This window comes from Massilibacterium senegalense, from assembly GCF_001375675.1.
GTDB lineage: Bacteria > Bacillota > Bacilli > Bacillales > Massilibacteriaceae > Massilibacterium > Massilibacterium senegalense.
This window is the reverse complement of the sequence record NZ_LN831786.1, coordinates 718,684-736,748: the sequence shown is the minus strand read 5'-3', so window position 1 is coordinate 736,748 and position 18,065 is coordinate 718,684. Positions and strand designations below refer to the sequence as shown.

General features: G+C 34.1%; 15 protein-coding genes and 1 riboswitch. Of the genes, 11 read left to right on the top strand and 4 right to left on the bottom strand.

Features of this window, described 5'->3' with window-relative positions; all coding sequences use genetic code 11:
• Positions 1-108 precede the first annotated feature (108 nt).
• Positions 109-1,836, bottom strand: a complete 1,728-nt coding sequence (locus BN1372_RS07025) for a protoglobin domain-containing protein (RefSeq protein WP_062198125.1) — start codon at positions 1,834-1,836, stop codon at positions 109-111.
• 644 nt (positions 1,837-2,480) lie between these two features.
• Positions 2,481-3,956: a DEAD/DEAH box helicase gene (locus tag BN1372_RS07020; protein WP_074018146.1), complete on the bottom strand. Its 1,476-nt coding sequence runs from the start codon at positions 3,954-3,956 to the stop codon at positions 2,481-2,483.
• Between the two features lie 589 nt (positions 3,957-4,545).
• On the opposite strand from BN1372_RS07020, the gene BN1372_RS07015 reads away from it, so the two are divergent.
• Positions 4,546-4,827 carry a GNAT family N-acetyltransferase gene (locus BN1372_RS07015; RefSeq protein ID WP_062198124.1) on the top strand — a complete coding sequence of 94 codons (282 nt, stop codon included), beginning with the start codon at positions 4,546-4,548 and terminating at the stop codon, positions 4,825-4,827.
• Between the two features lie 108 nt (positions 4,828-4,935).
• Positions 4,936-5,358: a hypothetical protein gene (locus tag BN1372_RS07010; RefSeq protein ID WP_062198123.1), complete on the top strand. Its 423-nt coding sequence runs from the start codon at positions 4,936-4,938 to the stop codon at positions 5,356-5,358.
• A 13-nt stretch (positions 5,359-5,371) separates the two neighbouring features.
• On the opposite strand, the gene BN1372_RS07005 is transcribed toward BN1372_RS07010, so the two are convergent.
• Complete coding sequence (locus BN1372_RS07005) at positions 5,372-6,187, bottom strand: alpha/beta fold hydrolase (RefSeq protein ID WP_062198122.1); 816 nt, start codon at positions 6,185-6,187, stop codon at positions 5,372-5,374.
• Between the two features lie 171 nt (positions 6,188-6,358).
• Positions 6,359-6,402, top strand: a riboswitch (PreQ1 riboswitch).
• Between the two features lie 55 nt (positions 6,403-6,457).
• On the opposite strand from BN1372_RS07005, the gene queC reads away from it, so the two are divergent.
• The 5 genes from queC to BN1372_RS15685 all read left to right on the top strand — a co-directional run bounded on the left by queC (position 6,458) and on the right by BN1372_RS15685 (position 9,855).
• Positions 6,458-7,117: a 7-cyano-7-deazaguanine synthase QueC gene (gene queC, locus BN1372_RS07000; RefSeq protein WP_062198121.1), complete on the top strand. Its 660-nt coding sequence runs from the start codon at positions 6,458-6,460 to the stop codon at positions 7,115-7,117.
• Positions 7,114-7,554: a 6-carboxytetrahydropterin synthase QueD gene (gene queD / locus BN1372_RS06995; protein ID WP_062198120.1), complete on the top strand. Its 441-nt coding sequence runs from the start codon at positions 7,114-7,116 to the stop codon at positions 7,552-7,554. Before queC ends, queD begins: the two co-directional genes overlap by 4 nt.
• Positions 7,547-8,266: a 7-carboxy-7-deazaguanine synthase QueE gene (queE, locus tag BN1372_RS06990; protein ID WP_062198119.1), complete on the top strand. Its 720-nt coding sequence runs from the start codon at positions 7,547-7,549 to the stop codon at positions 8,264-8,266. The genes queD and queE overlap by 8 nt, the downstream gene beginning before the upstream one ends.
• 533 nt (positions 8,267-8,799) lie before the next feature.
• On the top strand, positions 8,800-9,591 hold the full coding sequence (locus tag BN1372_RS15515) for a reverse transcriptase domain-containing protein (RefSeq protein WP_230198809.1): 792 nt from the start codon (positions 8,800-8,802) through the stop codon (positions 9,589-9,591).
• A 24-nt stretch (positions 9,592-9,615) separates the two neighbouring features.
• Positions 9,616-9,855, top strand: coding sequence for a group II intron maturase-specific domain-containing protein (locus BN1372_RS15685; protein WP_325062696.1), 240 nt, complete (start codon positions 9,616-9,618; stop codon positions 9,853-9,855).
• Between the two features lie 312 nt (positions 9,856-10,167).
• Here BN1372_RS15685 and BN1372_RS06975 read toward each other — a convergent pair whose 3' ends face one another.
• Complete coding sequence (locus BN1372_RS06975) at positions 10,168-11,382, bottom strand: AraC family transcriptional regulator (protein ID WP_062198118.1); 1,215 nt, start codon at positions 11,380-11,382, stop codon at positions 10,168-10,170.
• A 205-nt stretch (positions 11,383-11,587) separates the two neighbouring features.
• Between BN1372_RS06975 and BN1372_RS06970 the strand changes: the two genes are divergently transcribed.
• From BN1372_RS06970 to BN1372_RS15945, 4 genes are all read left to right on the top strand, one after another.
• Complete coding sequence (locus BN1372_RS06970; protein WP_062198117.1) at positions 11,588-11,953, top strand: hypothetical protein; 366 nt, start codon at positions 11,588-11,590, stop codon at positions 11,951-11,953.
• Positions 11,950-13,518, top strand: coding sequence for a sodium/solute symporter (locus tag BN1372_RS06965; RefSeq protein WP_062198116.1), 1,569 nt, complete (start codon positions 11,950-11,952; stop codon positions 13,516-13,518). Before BN1372_RS06970 ends, BN1372_RS06965 begins: the two co-directional genes overlap by 4 nt.
• A 252-nt stretch (positions 13,519-13,770) precedes the next feature.
• A complete protein-coding gene (locus BN1372_RS06960) occupies positions 13,771-14,919 on the top strand; it encodes an exonuclease SbcCD subunit D (protein WP_062198115.1) in 1,149 nt (382 codons plus the stop codon).
• Positions 14,920-14,939: 20 nt separating this feature from the next.
• Positions 14,940-18,029: an AAA family ATPase gene (locus tag BN1372_RS15945; RefSeq protein ID WP_062198114.1), complete on the top strand. Its 3,090-nt coding sequence runs from the start codon at positions 14,940-14,942 to the stop codon at positions 18,027-18,029.
• Positions 18,030-18,065: the final 36 nt, after the last annotated feature.

The following is an 18,065-nucleotide window of genomic DNA, read 5'->3' as shown; positions in this document are numbered from 1 at the left end:
AAGAGTAGTTTCTACATCATTATAGCATGAAAAAGGATTCAAAAAATAATATGAACATACGAAACCTCCCATTGAAAGGAAAGATGCTGATGGATGGTTTCGTATGATTTAATAGATTTCTGTTGTAAGTTTTTCTAAGATAATATAAATTTCCTCTAGTTTTTTATCTAGCGATTTAAATGCTTCTTCTATTTCTTTTTTGTTTTGTTGTTCCACTGCATAAATAATCTGTTTTCCGATATTGAACAGTTGGGCATGGGGTATTTTTAACGATTGAAAGCTTGGCTTTGTAGATATAACAGGATCTTGAGCTAAACGTTCAAACCATGTTGAAAGCAAGCAATGTTCAGAGTCAGTCAATGAATGAACATCATCAGTGAAATAATGTAATGTAAAATTTGAAATTTTCCATCGCCAAATTCCATATTCTGCCTTTAATATTAAAAGTAAATACTTATCATGAAATTGTGGAATCGATTGAAAGGACATTTGACGAAGATGATTCATTTTTACACTTATATCATATAATGCCTTACCGGTGTAATCTACATCCGCTTTCGTTAGATTTGTATAATGTAACATGTCATTTATTTCTTTTGTCATTTGTTGTGTTGCAACGGATTGTTCTTTTGATACATGTGCAATATTCTTTGTATGGTCACCAATTATTTGAATTTTAGTAGTAATATTTTCAATTGCTTGGATAGCATCTTTAACTTGATCGGTACGTGAAGTTAGTTTTTCTTCTAATTGGCCACTAATGGTTCCGACATAATCAGCACCACTTTTTAACTTTTGCATATTTGTAGTGATGGCTTTAGCTGATGTTTTTGTTTGTTCTGCAAGTTTTTTTACTTCATTTGCCACAACATTAAAGCTACGTCCTGCATCGCCAGCTCGTGACGCTTCAATAGAGGCATTTAAGGCAAGGAGGTTTGTTTTTTCGGCAACTTCCTCAATAAAGGTAATCACTTGGGAGGCACGTTTTACTTCGTCCATTAAATGATGCATTTCCTTTTGCATTTCTTTAAAATCATGACTCATTTCTAAAAAGCTTTCAAGTGATTGTTCGATGACAAATTTCCCTTGTTTTGCTTCTTTTATAGTGAATTCTGTTTCTTTGGCAACATCTGTTGCTTGATGAGCTACTTTTTCAATAGATTGTGACAATTCTATTGATTCGTTCGTTACGGTATTAGCTTTGTTACTTGTTTTTTCTATCGTCTTTAATAATTTTTGAATTGTTGTAATGTCTGTAATTGTTTGCATTAAATCATTTTCTTTTTTTATCGTTCGTAGATCATTTGTCTCTTGATATGCTTCTAAAACAATTTGTGAATCGAATGTAATAATACGAATAAGAGATAAAAGAATAGATGATAGTTCTTTTGGTTTAGTATGATATTGATTAACTAGAGTCGGAATTATATGTTCATACACACGAACATAAGAGCCAGTGTACCATTCTGGTGTTAGTTTAATTTTACTATGTACTTGTCCGATTTTTTTACGACTAGCAACATAGGAATCATTTATTTTTGCTTTTGGAATACTTCTTAAATAATGACTAAATGTTTTGGAGAGTCGATCAGTCGTTGAATGTTTATCGATAATGTGTTGAAGAGTAGAAAACCTACTTAACATTTTATAATGGAAATCGGAAATTATATCTGCATGTTCGTCCATTACGCTCTCTAATTTCTTTAGATTGTCTAGATCGTTGTTCATTAATTGTATAAAACTTAATTTCTTTTTTAACTCATGATTACAATTAATATCCGTAAGTGTTATTTGTGTAGGAAATGGGATTGCGCTTTTGTTATGTAAAAAAAACATAGATTTATAGCTCCTTTTTCATCATTTTTCATCCATTATTAACGGTGAGGAAGTCCCCTGTCAGAACCTAAAAATAGGTAAGTGGAGGTTCAAACTGGCCGAATCCAGCTACGATGGACTATTGACTTCCGCTATAAGTAAAAGTCTTCTAGAAGCAAAAAGCACTTTTTCTGGTCTTTGTTTTATAGTTCCGTCGTTGAACGAGCCTTTGATAAAAATGAGATAAGTGCAAAAATGCTCATTGAGGAGGATTTCTTTATGTATTATATTGAAAAATAGACAATAATCGCTGAAAGCATACAACTCAAAAGTAGTAGCTTGATGTATTCATTTTTGTTAAAAAAGACCTATTACTATTTTACCTATAGTTTATTTTTAATATATGTAGAAAGTAAAAACAATACATTTTTCCAATCTTTATGAATAATTTACTTAGGATTAATAAAACGTTAATAATTAGTGCACATTCAAGAATCTAAACTACACTTTAGGGTATAGGTAAGATTTATGATTAGCGCATAAAAAAAGATTTTGTCATTTTATATATCTATGAGTGGTTGGACAATTAATTGGAAAAAATTGAAAGAAACTGTGAATGATTTTGCACAAAAAAACACTAGAGGATCTATAATCCCCTAGTGTCTTTATGCATGACGGTTAGAACGTTTTCGATTTTTTTGTGGACGAGTTCTTTTTGATGAATAATCTGCTTTTTTTCCATCTCTGCGACGACGGTCGTTACGTCGATTGTTATCTCTTTTAGAAGAAAAATCTTTATTTGAATGAGAACGAGATTTTCTTTTCTGTTTTCTTCTTAAAGGAGCTACAGGTGATAATTGAACAGGATTAGAATTCATTTCGGGCATTAATAATTTTAATGCAGTAGATACTAATTGTTCAGGTGAATATTGATAGATAAAGGATTTAGCTGCTTGTTGATATATTTCTCTTGATTCTTTTTCCAATGACTTTTCAAATTGTTCGATGACTTCTTCTAATTGTTTTTTACGTAATTCTTCCTCAGAAGGAGCTTCCATCCAAATCATTTTTTTATCAATAAACTTTTCATATTCATGAATAACGTCTTCTTCACTAGGCGTGACAAACGTAATAGCGATACCGCTTTCTCCTGCACGACCAGTTCTTCCAATTCGATGGACATAACTATCAACATGCTCTGGTACATCAAAATTATAAATGTGAGATACACCTGTAATATCGAGACCGCGAGCTGCGACGTCTGTAGCAACTAAAACTTGAATATTATTATTTTTAAAACGAGCTAGTGATTTTTCGCGACGTGCTTGCGTTAGATCACCGTGTAATTCATCTACCCTAAAACCTTTGCTTAAAAGAGCTTCCGTTAATTCCATAACGCGTTGTTTCGTTCGACCGAAAACAATCGATTTTTTAGGTTGATGAAGCAGAAACAAACGGTGAAGTAAAGCAAATTTTTTACTTTCTTTCGTCAATATACAATATTGATCAATTGTATCAGCCGTTAAACTTGTTCTTTTAATGGAAACAATGACAGGATCTTTCATCATTTTTTGTGTAAAGTTCTCTGGAATAGTAGCAGAGAACAGCAGAGTTTGATGATTTTCAGGGACAGTTGTTAAAATATTTTCAATATCTTCAATAAAATCCATGCTTAACATTTCATCTGCTTCGTCTAATACGACAGTATGCACGCTTTCTAAACATAATGTTTTACGTTTAAGATGGTCAATCATACGACCAGGTGTACCTACCACAATATGTGGTTTTCTTTTTAACGCACGAATTTGTGGATCATAACTTTGACCACCGTACACAATGGCAACATCAATTTTTTTTCTTGTACCGAGTGATTGTAACGTTGCGGCAACTTGTTTCGCTAATTCTCTCGTAGGTGCGAGGACGATACCTTGTGTTTCTTGTAATGATGGATTGATTTTTTGTATTAGAGGAATTCCAAAAGCAGCAGTTTTACCTGTTCCAGTTTGAGCTTGTCCTATAACATCCAGTCCCTTTAACGCGACCGGTATCGTTTGTTCTTGAATAGGGGTCGGTTCATGAAAACCTAATTTATCAATCATGGACAAAATATCCATTTCAATATTTAGTTCTTTAAATTGCATAGTAATCTCCTTTTTGATAGAATGCGTTCATTATATAGAAATTAACGATAAAGAGCAAGGATTATATAGATAAGTTTAGGATAAGTAATTTTTTTATAAATTATACAAGTAAAATTTGTTTGTTTTTTTCTATTTAATTTGGGGTAAAATAATGAAGAAAATTGTATGGATTAGGAGCGTTTTTGAAAATCCCAAATGGATAGACGCTTAAATAAATGTAGACGTTTAAAAGGACGGGGGATGGAACGTGATGTTTGTCGTAAAAATGGGATACATCAATTTTTTAAACTTGTTCATCGTCCAATGAACATATTCAAACATTATATTCCTATAGCAAGAAAAAATAATGATAGCAAGTAAGAAAACTAGTTGAAGTAATCCTGATAGTTTTTATGTGATAGAGTATAATTTTTATAGAAGGATGAGTCAAAACATATGAATGGAATACATTTTAATTTTTCAATATAAATGGTGAACCATTCCATCTGAAATTTCGCAAAAGATGAAGATTTATTATATAATGGTCATATAGTTAGAATGTATATTTTTTGGAGTAAGTATGAAGAGATGATAAAAGGAGCTGTTTAAAATGGAATTTCAATTTACAGAAACACCTAAACCACAATTTTTTTATGAGCAAGATGGAGAAGTGTTAGCAATAATCACCTATGACGTTGTAGATAATGATGTCTTTGCAGTTGATCATACATTCGTTTCTGAAAAATTACGTGGACAAGGTGTTGCAAAACAATTGTTAGAAGCTGTTGTGGATAAAGCACAAAAAGAAAGTAAAAAAATTAAGCCTATTTGTTCCTATGTAGTTACAGCGTTTAAACGCAACCCAGAATATCAAAAATTAGAGGCCAAATAATCGAATCCCTTCTTATTTTATAAGGAGGGGTTCGTTCTCTAAGTAGTGTAAAAACTGTCTTGAACGTGTATAATAAAAGTATGAAAAAGAAAGGGAGATAGTTAGAAAATGAAAAATATCGTAAAAATCATTATGCTAGTTATTTTTGCTTTTGGAACGATGGGATTTGTTGGAATTGATCAAGTGGATGCGAAAGGAATGAAAGGCGGAAAAAAATTTACGCCTGCACAAAAGCAAAATACAAACAATGATAGTAATGTAAATGCCAAAAATACGAAAGAAGACCCGAAAAAAACACAAACAAATCAGTCATCTGCTTCAAACAGTAATAAAGGTGGCTTAATGAAAGGTCTTTTATTAGGTGGTCTTGGTGGTTTGTTAATTGGTAGTTTATTTGGTAATTTAGGTGCATTAGGTTCTATCTTATCTTTCCTCGTTAATATGTTAGTTTTTGCATTAGTCATTATGCTTATTTTAGTTGTTATTAAAAAGTTGAAAAATCAATTAAAAAAACCAAAAACGATTGAATAAAGAGAATCAGCTATTACCCTAATGTAGGGAATAGCTGATTCTCTTTTTGCTTCAAATGGCTAATGTGGTCAATAAAATCTAATGTCAATTCATTAAATTCTGCTGGAGCATCAATATTACATACATGGCCGGAACCTTTAATAACGGATAATTTTAAATCTGGTTGATGTTTAATCAATTCTTGAACAGGCGTTAAAAATAAATAATCTTCTTCCCCCATGACAAATAAAGTTGGGATGCCATTATTAACAAGTTGCAAATATTTTAAGTAGGGATTAATTGATTTCGTTAGTGAAAACCACCGAATAAATTCTTTTTGGTACATTTTTTTTGCTTGATTTACAAATGCTAAACGTGATTCTTCGTGAGTAGATTTAGGCATGATAATCCATGCAAATAAACGATAAAGCCACATATAAGGAATAAAATATTTAAACACGTGCCCAACTTGTAAAAAAAACTTTGTCCGGATATTTAAATGAATGACTGCTCCACCTAAAACCATCGAACGAACTTTTTGTGGATATTTTTTTGCAATGGTCTGAACGACAATCGTACCAAGCGAAATAGAGATAAAGTGAGAAGAGTTGATGTGTAAATGATGTAAAACATCTACCACATCTTCTGCAATATCAGCAAATGTATCTCCTTTTTTCCATTTTATTGATTTTGATTTACCATGACCTCTTAAGTCAATCAGTAAGATGTTATAAGTTGATTTATATGCTTTAATTTGTTTATACCAGATAGAAGAGCTTCCCCCTGCACCATGAATAAATGTAACCCAAGGGGCTTTTTCGTTTATCTCGTACGTTCGATAATGCAACACTACTGTTTTCCCTCACAATCTAGTTTAATCTTTAATAAAATTTCTCTTTTCACTAAAACATAAGAATGATAGAAAATCAAGATACGTCCATGATTTTTCTAATCGGAAAAAGCATGAAACTATATTTTTATGGTATAGTAAGAAAGGTAAAAAAAGAAGAATACTGCTCAAGCAGGAGAGGTTCGAAAAATCCCTCTATAAAAAACTAACAACTTAAGGGAAAAGAACACTCTTTCTTCTTTTCATTCGAAAAGGGAGGAGAAATTGTATATGAAAAATGAAAAAGCAATTGTTGTCTTTAGTGGAGGACAAGATAGTACGACGTGTTTGTTTTGGGCAAAGGAACAATTTAAAGAAGTAGAAGCTGTGACGTTTGATTATGGGCAACGTCATGCAGTGGAACTTGATTGTGCTAAAGCAATCGCAAAAGAATTAAACGTACGTCATCATGTGTTAGATATGACGTTGTTAAACCAATTAGCACCCAGCGCATTAACACGTGATGAACCAATTGTAACCAAAGAAGGATCGTTACCATCAACATTTGTGCCGGGTAGAAATTTACTCTTTTTTTCGTTTGCTAGCATTTTAGCAAAACAAATCGGTGCTAAGCACATTATTACTGGTGTATCAGAAACAGATTTTAGTGGCTATCCAGATTGCAGAAATGCTTTCATTCAATCACTAAATGTAACAATTAATCTTGCGATGGATGATCAATTTGTGATTCATACTCCGTTAATGTGGATAGATAAAAAAGAAACATGGCGACTAGCAGACCAGCTTGGTGTATTTGATTATATACGTACGAAGACGTTAACGTGTTATAACGGGATTATTGGAAGTGGTTGCGGAGAATGCCCTGCTTGCAAATTACGAAATAATGGTCTTCAAGCATATGTAAAAGAAAAAGAAGGTGAACAATCATGATGCAACAAATTTACCCTTCGCCAATTCATAATTATCATTATGAGTTGAATAAAGATTTTCATTTTGCTGCAGCGCATTATGTTCCTCATAAAGATGCAGGAGTATGTCAAAATGTACATGGTCATACGTATTTTGTGAATATTACAATCGGCGGTGATGCACTGGATGATTCTGGTTTTTTAGTCAATTTTCAATTGTTGAAATCCCTGATACATAAACGGTTTGATCATACATTATTAAACGAAGATTCTGGTTTTTCTAATAAAAATGCTGAGTCATTTCCGACGACAGAAGTAGTAGCACGTACGATTTACGAAATTATTGCTGAAGCATTACAAAAACAACCTAACAATCCAGTTTGTCTACAAGTATTCGTAAGGGAAACACCTACGAGTTATGTGGTTTATCGACCAAAAAGGAGAAATAAAAATGACTAAAATTCCAATTATGGAAATATTCGGATCTACCATTCAGGGAGAAGGAATGGTTATTGGGCAGAAGACCATGTTTGTCCGGACTGCTGGTTGCGATTACCGTTGTGTTTGGTGCGATTCATCTTTTACGTGGGACGGAACGGAGAAAGAAGCAATTCAAATGATGTCAGCTTCTGAAATATGGAATGCATTGTATGAAATGGGGAATGAACATTTTACGCATGTTACATTATCAGGGGGAAATCCAGCTTTATTACCTCAATTAGATATGCTCATTTATCTTTTGCATGAAAAAGGAATCAAAGTAGCACTTGAAACACAAGGGAGCAAGTGGCAATCATGGATGGTCGACATTGATGATTTAACGTTGTCTCCGAAACCTCCGAGTGCACAGGTGGAGTTTGATGAAATTAAGTTTCGGAGTATGATGAATCTGTTAAAAGGTCATCCGAATATAAGTATGAAAATCGTTGTATTTAGTGAGGAAGATCTTGAATTTGCAGTGTTCATGCATCAACATTATCCGAATGTTCCATTCTATTTACAACCGGGAAATGAAAAGCAATCATTAGAAAACGAAAATGACTATATACAGTATGCGAGAAAACGTTATTTATGGCTAATTGACAAAACAATGGGACGAACAGAATTTAATGACGCAATAATACTGCCACAACTCCATACATTTGTTTGGGGGAATAAACGTGGTGTGTAAGACAGTGAGAAAACCTCACTGTCTTTTTTTATGTGCGCCCAGCATGGGCGATAACTTGGTGGTGAAAGTCCACTCCACTACAGGCTTGGCAGTAGGAACTGTTAGCCGATATCAAGGGTGTCCACCATGAGGTGGAATCTGAAGGAAGCTGGAGGCAAATTCTCGAACTGACGAACAGAAACTATATATAAGGCGGAAGTGGGACGGACGAGTCTGCACACCAAGATAAAGTCCAATACTGCCCGAATCCCATACAGTAAATATAGCAGTTACATGAGAAGAAGGTTATCGCTCTTACCCGGGGAGATCTCACGGACGTGCAAAACTTGCGTGGTTGAAACAAGATTTATCGTGAGAAGTCAGCAGAGGTCATAGTAGTTTCCAATGGAAATGAAGGACTGAACAATCTTAAATCTTGGAAAACAAGGAAGGTGTAAGCATCTCGCCTAAGCGCAGAATACATCGTGGTATGAACCAAAAGAAGAAGTGGGTTGGAAACCAAAAGGTACATAGGAGTGCGTAGAGATGCAAGCATGGATATGAAAGAACAAGATGGTATCAATATCAATCTAATCAATAAAGTTATCGCAAACGAGAATCTTTGGAGAGCATACGAAAAAGTTTATAGTAACAAAGGTGCTCCCGGGGTAGATGGAATTATCGTATATCAATTGAAATCACATATGAAAAAATACTTTCAACCTCTCAAACAGAAACTTATGGAGGGAACCTACGAGCCTCAACTCAACCGGTTAAAAGGGTTGCTATTCCAAAGTCAGATGGTTCCAAAAGGATATCTAGGGATACCATGTGTGTTGGATAGAGTGGTACAACAAGCCATCCTCCAAGTAATTGAACCAATCATAGACCCATATTTTTCTGAGAATAGCTTTGGTTTTCGCAAAGGAAGGAATGCCCATCAAGCAATTAAACTTGCCGAACAATATTATCAAAAAGGATACCAAGTAGTAGTGGACTGCGATTTGAAAAGCTATTTTGATACAATCCACCACCAAAGAGTAAGAACATATTTGGAAGAATTCATTTCGGATAAAATTGTCCTTAAACTGATTTGGACGTTTCTTCGTTCAGGTATTCTTGACAAAGATATCTATATTGAAACTGCAGAAGGAGCACCACAAGGTGGTCCATTATCCCTTATTTTAGCAACTATCTATTTGAACAAACTGGATATAGAACTAGAAAAGAGAGGACACCGTTTTATTAGGTATGCGGATGATTTCGTCATCTATGTAAAAAGTAAACGTGCAGGCGAAAGGGAATGGATAGCGTCACAAGCTACATCGAAAAAGACTTTGCGCTAATTATCAACCAAAAAAAAGCAAAGTCTGTGGTGCAACATCGGCTACATTCCTTGGATTCAATTTACAAAACCTCTTGGGAAAGTCGGATGCCGACCATGCACGTCGGTAAAACTACGATTTAAAGATAAATGGAGGAAGTCGACGAGTCGGAAACAACCGGGAACTTTTGAAGAAATCACGAAGAAGATAAATCAGCTAATCACTGGATGGATTAATTATTATGGAATAGCACGAATGAAAAGATTCATCTTAGACACTCAATAATGGTTAAAACACCGACTTAGACAACTAATTTGGAAGAGATGGAAAAAGGTAAGGACTAAATGCCGGATGCTCCGTAGTTATGGAATCAACCATGATGATGCAATGAAATTAGCTAGTTTCCGAAAGGGATATTGGAGGATATCGAAAAGTCAAATCATTCATCAAGCGATAACAAAAGAAAAACTCACAAAGTGGGGATTAAAAGACATTTCCCAATTTTATGAGTTACGATACTTAAAAGGTTGAACCGCCGTATACGGAACCATACGTACGGTGGTGTGAGTGGTAGGGGATTAAAAATCCCCTCCTACTCTATTGAAAGCGAATCTCTGTCGATAAGCGGTATTCGCTTGGGGGAATACCGATAAATTTTTTGAAAATGGAACTAAAATAGTTAGCAGTATTGAATCCGATATAATCTGCAATTTCTTCGATTGTTTCATTGGTATGACGAAGTAACCAAACTGCTTGTCGTAATCGTAAAAATGTTAGATATTCCGAAAAACTTTTTCCAGTTTCCTTTTTAAAGCCCCGGCTAAAATACGTGTAGCTAATATTCATATGATTTGCAACTTCTTTAGCGCTTATCGGTTCTCGAATGTTTTCTTCTATAAAATGAGTGTATGTTTTGATTACTTCATTTTTCGGAACTTCTTCAAAAAATCGTAAGTGGATGTTTTCAAATGGTGGATGTCGTCTCGCCTGTTTGGCTTCTTGGAAAGATAAAGAAAGATTGGCTGGATGCTCATGGATAGAGCCAACTCCTAAATAAATTTGAATTTTATATTCTTGGAGTAACGTATGAATAGCTTTTTCTAAGCAATGAAATTTCTCTTCCCATTCACGGATAGAATGAGTGCCATTTGGTGGACGAAGTAAAAGTAACAAATACCGCTGATATGGCAAAAAATAAATGGAAGAGCAATGTTCGGATAATTGTTTGTTAAAAACGGAACGAATAATAGAAAAAGCGCGATGTTTCACATCAGGTTGTTCAGAAAGATGGATAAATCCTTGTAAAAAACAAACGACTGTTGGAAATTGCTCTTTATGAAACAACGAAAGAATCTTGTATATTTCTGGATGTGTGGTAAGTTCTTCTTGAATAATTTGTCGCAAACCAATTAACTTCAAAGATTCATGACAAGACTGATGTCCATGTGTACAATGAATAGTTTGTGAAAAAGAATGAGTATCTAAGATTTGTTTAAAAGCCCGGTAGACATGTGTTGAACGAAGTGGGTAAGAAAGAAAGGATTGAATAGGTAAAGAAGTAGCTATTGATGCAGAGTATGTAAGAGTATGATGAATCAAAATGACATAAATTCCTGGATATTTCTTCTTATATCTAGAAAGTTTAATCCAATCAAAAAGTGTATGAATTGGATAGACAATAATTTGGTTAGAATGATCCGGTGTTTCATTTCGATAAAAGTAAAAGGTATGATAATTTAACGGTTTTGTCCATGCTATAATCTTTTCTTGCTCGTCTTTATTTATGCACGAAAGGTTTACGTGAATCGCCACACCATTCCTCCTTTGTGTTAGATATCCTTCTCATGATGCGGTCGTCTTTACTTGTTCAAAAGGAATCCTATTATTTTTTATTGTAATAAAAAAGCAGAATTTTCGCAATAGTGCAAAAAAATATAAAAAGTGGACAAGTAATCGTACGGTTATTTCACAAAATATTCAATATAATGAAAAAAAGTGAAATGGAGGCGAGAAGAAAATGAGCGAATACAAAATGACCGATGAAAACATAGGTACAGTGGATGTTAAAGAGTTAGGATCCTTAGACAAAGAAACAAATTACATTATGAAATCTGAATTTCGGACTGGGGTAGTGTTATCTATTCTTTATTTAGCATTTGTTTTTTTTATACCTGTCATCAATTGGTACTTTCCGAAAGTTGCTTTTCATTCATTATTTGGAGGTATGTCACTTAGTTGGTTCTTAACTTCTCTAGTTGCGATGGTCATGGCTTTTTTTATTGCTTATATTCATACAAAATTGTACGAGAAACGTTTGAAAACATATCATACATTTTCGAATCAAGATAACCAATCAAATAAACGAGGAGGAAATATTGCATGACAAATGTGTTATTAGATCCAAAATATATTTTTACAATTTTATTAATGGGGACAATCGTCTATATTACGTATTTATCGAAAAAAAATACAACTGCTAGTGATTTTTTTGTTGGGGGACGTTCTTTTGGATGGTTTACAAATGGTTCGGCCATTGCAGGCGACTATTTAAGTGCTGCGACATTTTTAGGGCTAGCAGGATTAACGTTTGCTATCGGTTATGATGGAGCCTTTTATGCATTTAGCTTTTCCATTGGTCTTACGTTATTAGCTATTTTTGTTGCGGGTCCTTTGCGCCGATTTGGTGCTTATACAGTAGCGGATTTTGTAGCATATCGTTTTCATAGTAAACGAGCTCGACTTGCTGCTGTTATTGTAGTGTTAGCTATTTCAGGATTTTATGCTGCGCCACAATTACTTGGCGCAGCCCAAATATTAAGTATGTTTTTCGGTACATCTTATGAATTTGGCATTATTTTTACATGTATTGTGATGATTTTTTATGTTGGTATTGGTGGGATGAAAGGAACTACATTAAACCAAGCATTAGAATTATGGATTCGCTTTGGAGCTTTTTTATTAATGGTTGCAGCTGCTATTTATGGGGGACTTCATTACGAAAAGATATTAGCTACTATTCAAGGTTTTACAGGAACGATTGCTAATACAGCACAGTATACGCTGGACGGAAAAGATGTAGCAGTGAACGGAAAAGAATGGATTACGTCAGGAGCTTTTAATCCTTCTTTTTGGCATAGTGCTTCGATGTTAATTGGACTAGCATTAGGGACATTAGGTCTGCCACATATTTTATTACGTTTTTATACGAATCCAAGTGCGAAAGCTGCACGAAAGTCGGCATTAATGGCCATTGGCATTGCTAGTATGTTTTTTGCTTGTGCGATTTATTTAGGAGTTGTTGGACGTGCAATCTTTTTAAACGGTTCAGCAAGTGGAGAGGTGATGCAGCAATTAATTACAGGTGGGGATAATATGGTAATTCCCTCTACTGCAGAAGTTCTTGGTGGAAAATGGCTTTTAGGTCTTGTTATAGCAGGGGCATTTGCCGCGATTTTTTCGAATCTTTCTGGTTTATTTATCGCTAGCTCTGGAGCGCTTGCACACGACTTATATGCTTCGTTATTTAAGAAAGATATTACACAAAAACAACGTGTCATTGCTGGGAAAATTTCCATCTTACTTTTAGGGATCGTTTATGGGTTGTTAGGTATTCTTGTAAAAGGGGCATCTATCGGTCATTTAGTGGCCCTTGCTTTTACGGTAGGTGCAAGTACATTTGCTCCCATTTTTATTTTTGGTATTTGGTGGCGAGGTATGACGGAAAAAGGAGCCATCACTGGTTTGTTTGTTGGGTTATTTGTTTCGATGTACATGATTTTCTTTTCGTCTACACTCCCAGAATTTTTGCAATTTAGAGTACCAGGATTAATTACGGTACCAATTGGTTTTTTAACAGTATATATTGTATCTAAATTAGATCGAAAAGTACCAGCTGATGTAAATGAATTTATGAAAAAAGTACATTCCAAAGAACGAGAAGTTGCTTAAGCTCTCTGTTTAACTAAAAAATTTAAAAAGATGATGACTGTTCACAATGCAGAAATCATCTTTTTTTGTGTATCGCCTTTTTTCTTATGATTAGGGTAAAGACATATATAAGAAGTACGAAAAGAAAAGATTTACCGAGTAAAAAAGATGTCATATGCGAATAGGTGAAAATTACACACATTGACAATTAGATACGTTATAATATACATACTATAATGTTTCTTTGTTTTTAGGAAAGAAGGAGTGAATCGAATGAAGTTTTTCCATACAGCAGATTGGCATTTGGGAAAATTAGTACAAGGTGTTTATATGACTGATGATCAACGCTATATTTTAGAACAAATGGTGGAAGCAATTGATAAAGAACAACCGGATGCAGTCCTAATTGCTGGAGATTTATATGATCGCTCTGTTCCACCAATTGAAGCGGTTGAACTTTTCAATAAAGTATTAGTCCAAATAGTGATGGATAAAAAAATTCCTGTTTTAGCCATTAGCGGAAATCATGATTCTAGTAACCGAGTCCATTTCGGATCAGATATTATGAAAGAGAACCAACTATTTATAACAGGGGAACTTTCCCTTCCTATTGAGCCTGTCATGTTAGAGGACGAATTTGGCTCTGTCCATTTTTATTTAATTCCATTTAGCGAACCACAAAAAATAAGACATATTTTTGAAGATGATTCCATTAAAACACATGATGATGCAATGAAGGCTATTGTTCATCATATTAACGAGCAACGGAAGCCTGGAGTACGTTCAGTTATTGTGTCTCATGCATTTGTCACACCTTATGGAGAAGAAGAGAAAAATACAAGTACTTCTGAACGTCCTTTGGCTATCGGCGGCAGTGAGTATGTTCAAGCAAAACATTTTGAATCATTTCATTATACAGCGCTGGGTCATTTGCATCGTGCTCATTTTGTGAAACAAGAATCAATCCGCTATTCAGGTTCTCCTTTGAAATATTCGATTTCAGAAGAAAAACATGAAAAAGGATATTATATAGTGGAAATGGATGCAGAAGGATCAGTGAAAGTAGAAAAACATCCACTTATTGCAAAAAGAGATATCCGGACCGTAACAGGTACATTAGACGACATTTTAACACATGAAAAAAATGAAGATTATGTGTTTGTAAAATTATTAGATGAAAATCCAGTTCTTTATCCAATGGAAAAAATTCGTACCGTCTATCCGAATGCGATGCATGTGGAACGGATTATTTCTTTTGCTAAAAATGATGAGATAACAGCGTCTGAAATGAAACGAAGTGATATGGATACGTTGTCCTTATTTCGTTCCTTTTACAAAGAAATGAAAGGAATTGAATTAGAAAAAGAAAAAGAACAACTTTTTAAAGAAGTAGTAGACGAAATCCTCCGCGAAGAACAATAAGAAACGAAGGGAGCAAAAGAATGAAACCTCTTCAATTAACTATGACTGCTTTTGGACCATACAAAGAAAAAGAACAAATAGATTTTAGGAAACTCGAAAATCACCAATTGTTTGTTATCTCGGGTAATACAGGTGCGGGAAAAACTACGATTTTTGACGCCATAAGTTTTGCGTTATACGGAGAAGCGAGTGGGGAAGAAAGAAAAGACTCCAAAATGCTTCGCAGCCATTTTGCAGATGATGAGACGAATACCACGGTTAACCTTGTATTCCAATTAAAAAATAAAACCTATCGAATATATAGAAAACTTGGCCATTTAAAGAAAGGAAATAAAAACCCAAGTCTTTCTACGGCAGAATTTTACGAAATACAGGATGAGAAAGAAATCCCTTGTTGTCCAGCTAAAATCCAAGATGTCAACAAAAAAGTAGAAGCATTAATCGGCCTAACAAAATCACAATTCAGTCAGATTGTGATGCTTCCACAAGGTGAATTCCGAAAATTACTTACGTCAGACACAGATAACAAGGAAGAAATTTTACGTCGAATTTTTAAAACAGAAACCTATCAACGGTTAAAAGAACGTTTTGATGAAAAACGAAAAGATGCACAAAAAGAAACCGAAGAAATTGTAGCAAAATTACAATTGTTATATGGAAATATGCAAACATTAATTCCAGAAAGAGAAGCATCGACGATTCACGATTGTTTAAAAGAAGAACAAGTAAATCATCATCAATTAACTGCAGCATTAGAAGAGGAATCATCCCATTATCATCAACAAATTGTAGAGAAAAAGGCAATTTTAGAGCATTTACAAAAACTTTTTAAGGAAAAAGATGAACATTTTCATCAAGCAAAACAATTAGAAGAATGGTATAGTCAATATGAATTGTCATGTCAAAAGAAACAAACTTTACTTATCAAATCAAAGGAAATGAATGATCAACGTTTCTTGTTAGAACGAGCAGAAAAAGCATTGGGTATTTTACCTTTTGAAGAGAACGTACGTATAGCGCAAAAACGAAGAGGAGAAAAAGAACAAGAAATTGAGCAAACAAAAGAAAGTCTCTCCAATCTAAAAAACGAACAAGCGCTCATTCAATCTACGTTCGAAATAGAAAAGGAAAAAGAACCAGAACGAAAAGAAAAAGAACAATTACTTCATCAATTAACAGAATTAAAACCGGTTGTTCAAACGCTTGCAAAACAAGAAAAAGAAGTAGAGTCTTATAAATTAAATGTGCAACAAATGGAACAAAAATCAGAAAAAATACGTGACACTCAAATAACTTTTGAAAAAGATAAAGCGGAAATAATGGAAGAAATCAAAGAAAAAGAAGCAAAAGTGACCCCGCTTACTAACTTAAAAATTGAATCGGAACGATTGATTCAAGATGGAAAAAGATTTCTTAAACTTGTAACGACGAATCAAGAAATAGAATCAAAAAAACAGGAAGTTCAACAAGCAAAGGAATTATTTCAAATAAAAGAAAAGCAATATGGTTCCATTGAACAAGCTTGGATTGAAGGACAGGCAAGTTTACTTGCTCTCCATTTGCACGACGGGGAAGCATGTCCAGTATGTGGTAGTCTTTCTCATCCTAATAAAGCATTAAAAGTAGAAAATATTCCAACAAAAGAAGAAATCGAACATGCTAGAAAAGAAAAACAAGCATATGAAAAAGAGTATCAAGCTCGTCAAAACGAATGTATCGTATTAGAAAATAATAAACAAACGCTGCGAGAAGAATTAAAAGAACGTGGTTATTTATGCGAAAACGCAGAGCTAGAGTTAGAACAGCACCGTGAACGGTTTAAAGAGCATCGGAATAAGATTCGTTCACTAGAGCTAATTCAATTGCAATTAGAAACGAAAAAACATCAAAAAGAAGCATTAGAGAAACGATTAGAAGAATTAGCACAAGAAAAGGAACAAATTCAACAACAATTAATCGTTGTTCGGGCAAAATATGAAAATGGCAAAGGTAGTTTAGATGCAAACAGAGAAAAGATACCACGTCGTTATCAAAGTGAATTTTTACTCACAAATCAAATAAAAGTAGTGGAAAGAGAGAAAAAAGCATTAGACGAAAAGTGGGAAGAAGTCCAACGGAAAAAACGAGAAGTGGACGAGCAAATGATTCAATATACGAGTCAATTAGTGGAAAAGGAAGCATCCTTAGCAGAATTGAAGCGAAACGAACAAGAAGCATTAGAGCGGTTGCAAAAAGAATTATACCAAGCAGCTTTTCGTACAATGGAAGATTTTCAACAAGCTAAAACATCGCTAGAAAAAATACAACAAATGAAACGTAATATAGAAAACTACGAACGCGATACGAAACAAATCGATCAACACATTCAACATTTAGAACAACAAATAAATAAAAGAGAACGTCCTGATTTAGTGCAATTACGCAATCAATTAGACGGATATGAAAAAGAAAAAATAAAAGCTTTTGAGGATGTTCATCAATTACATGCCCTTGTCGAACAAATGGAACAATTAAAAAAACAATATGAAACATTACTAAAAAACGGAGAAGAAAAAGAACAAAAATATCGTATGGTTTTAGATTTGTACGAAATGATTAGAGGAAATAACCAGAAAAAAGTCTCTTTTGAGCGATATTTACAAATTGAATTTTTAGAAAAAATTATTTTTGTCGCAAACCAGCGATTATATCAGTTATCGAATGGGCAATTTTCATTAAAACGTAGCGATCGAGTAGAGAAAAATGGAAAACAAAGTGGTCTAGGGTTAGACGTTTATGATGAATATACCGGACAAACACGCGATGTAAAAACATTATCAGGTGGGGAGAAGTTTAATGCCTCCTTATGTTTAGCGCTTGGGATGGCGGATGTGATTCAAGCATATCAAGGTGGCATCTCTATTGAAACAATGTTTATTGATGAAGGTTTTGGTTCACTTGATGAAGAATCATTGCAAAAAGCCATTGAAACATTAGTAGATTTACAAAAGAGCGGGAGAATGATAGGGATTATTTCTCATGTTCAAGAATTAAAACAAGCTATTCCTGCTATTTTAGAAGTGAAAAAAACAAAAGAAGGGCACAGTTATACTCAATTTGTCTTTAAGTAACAAAAAGACATCTACCACAGTTAGTTGGTAGATGTC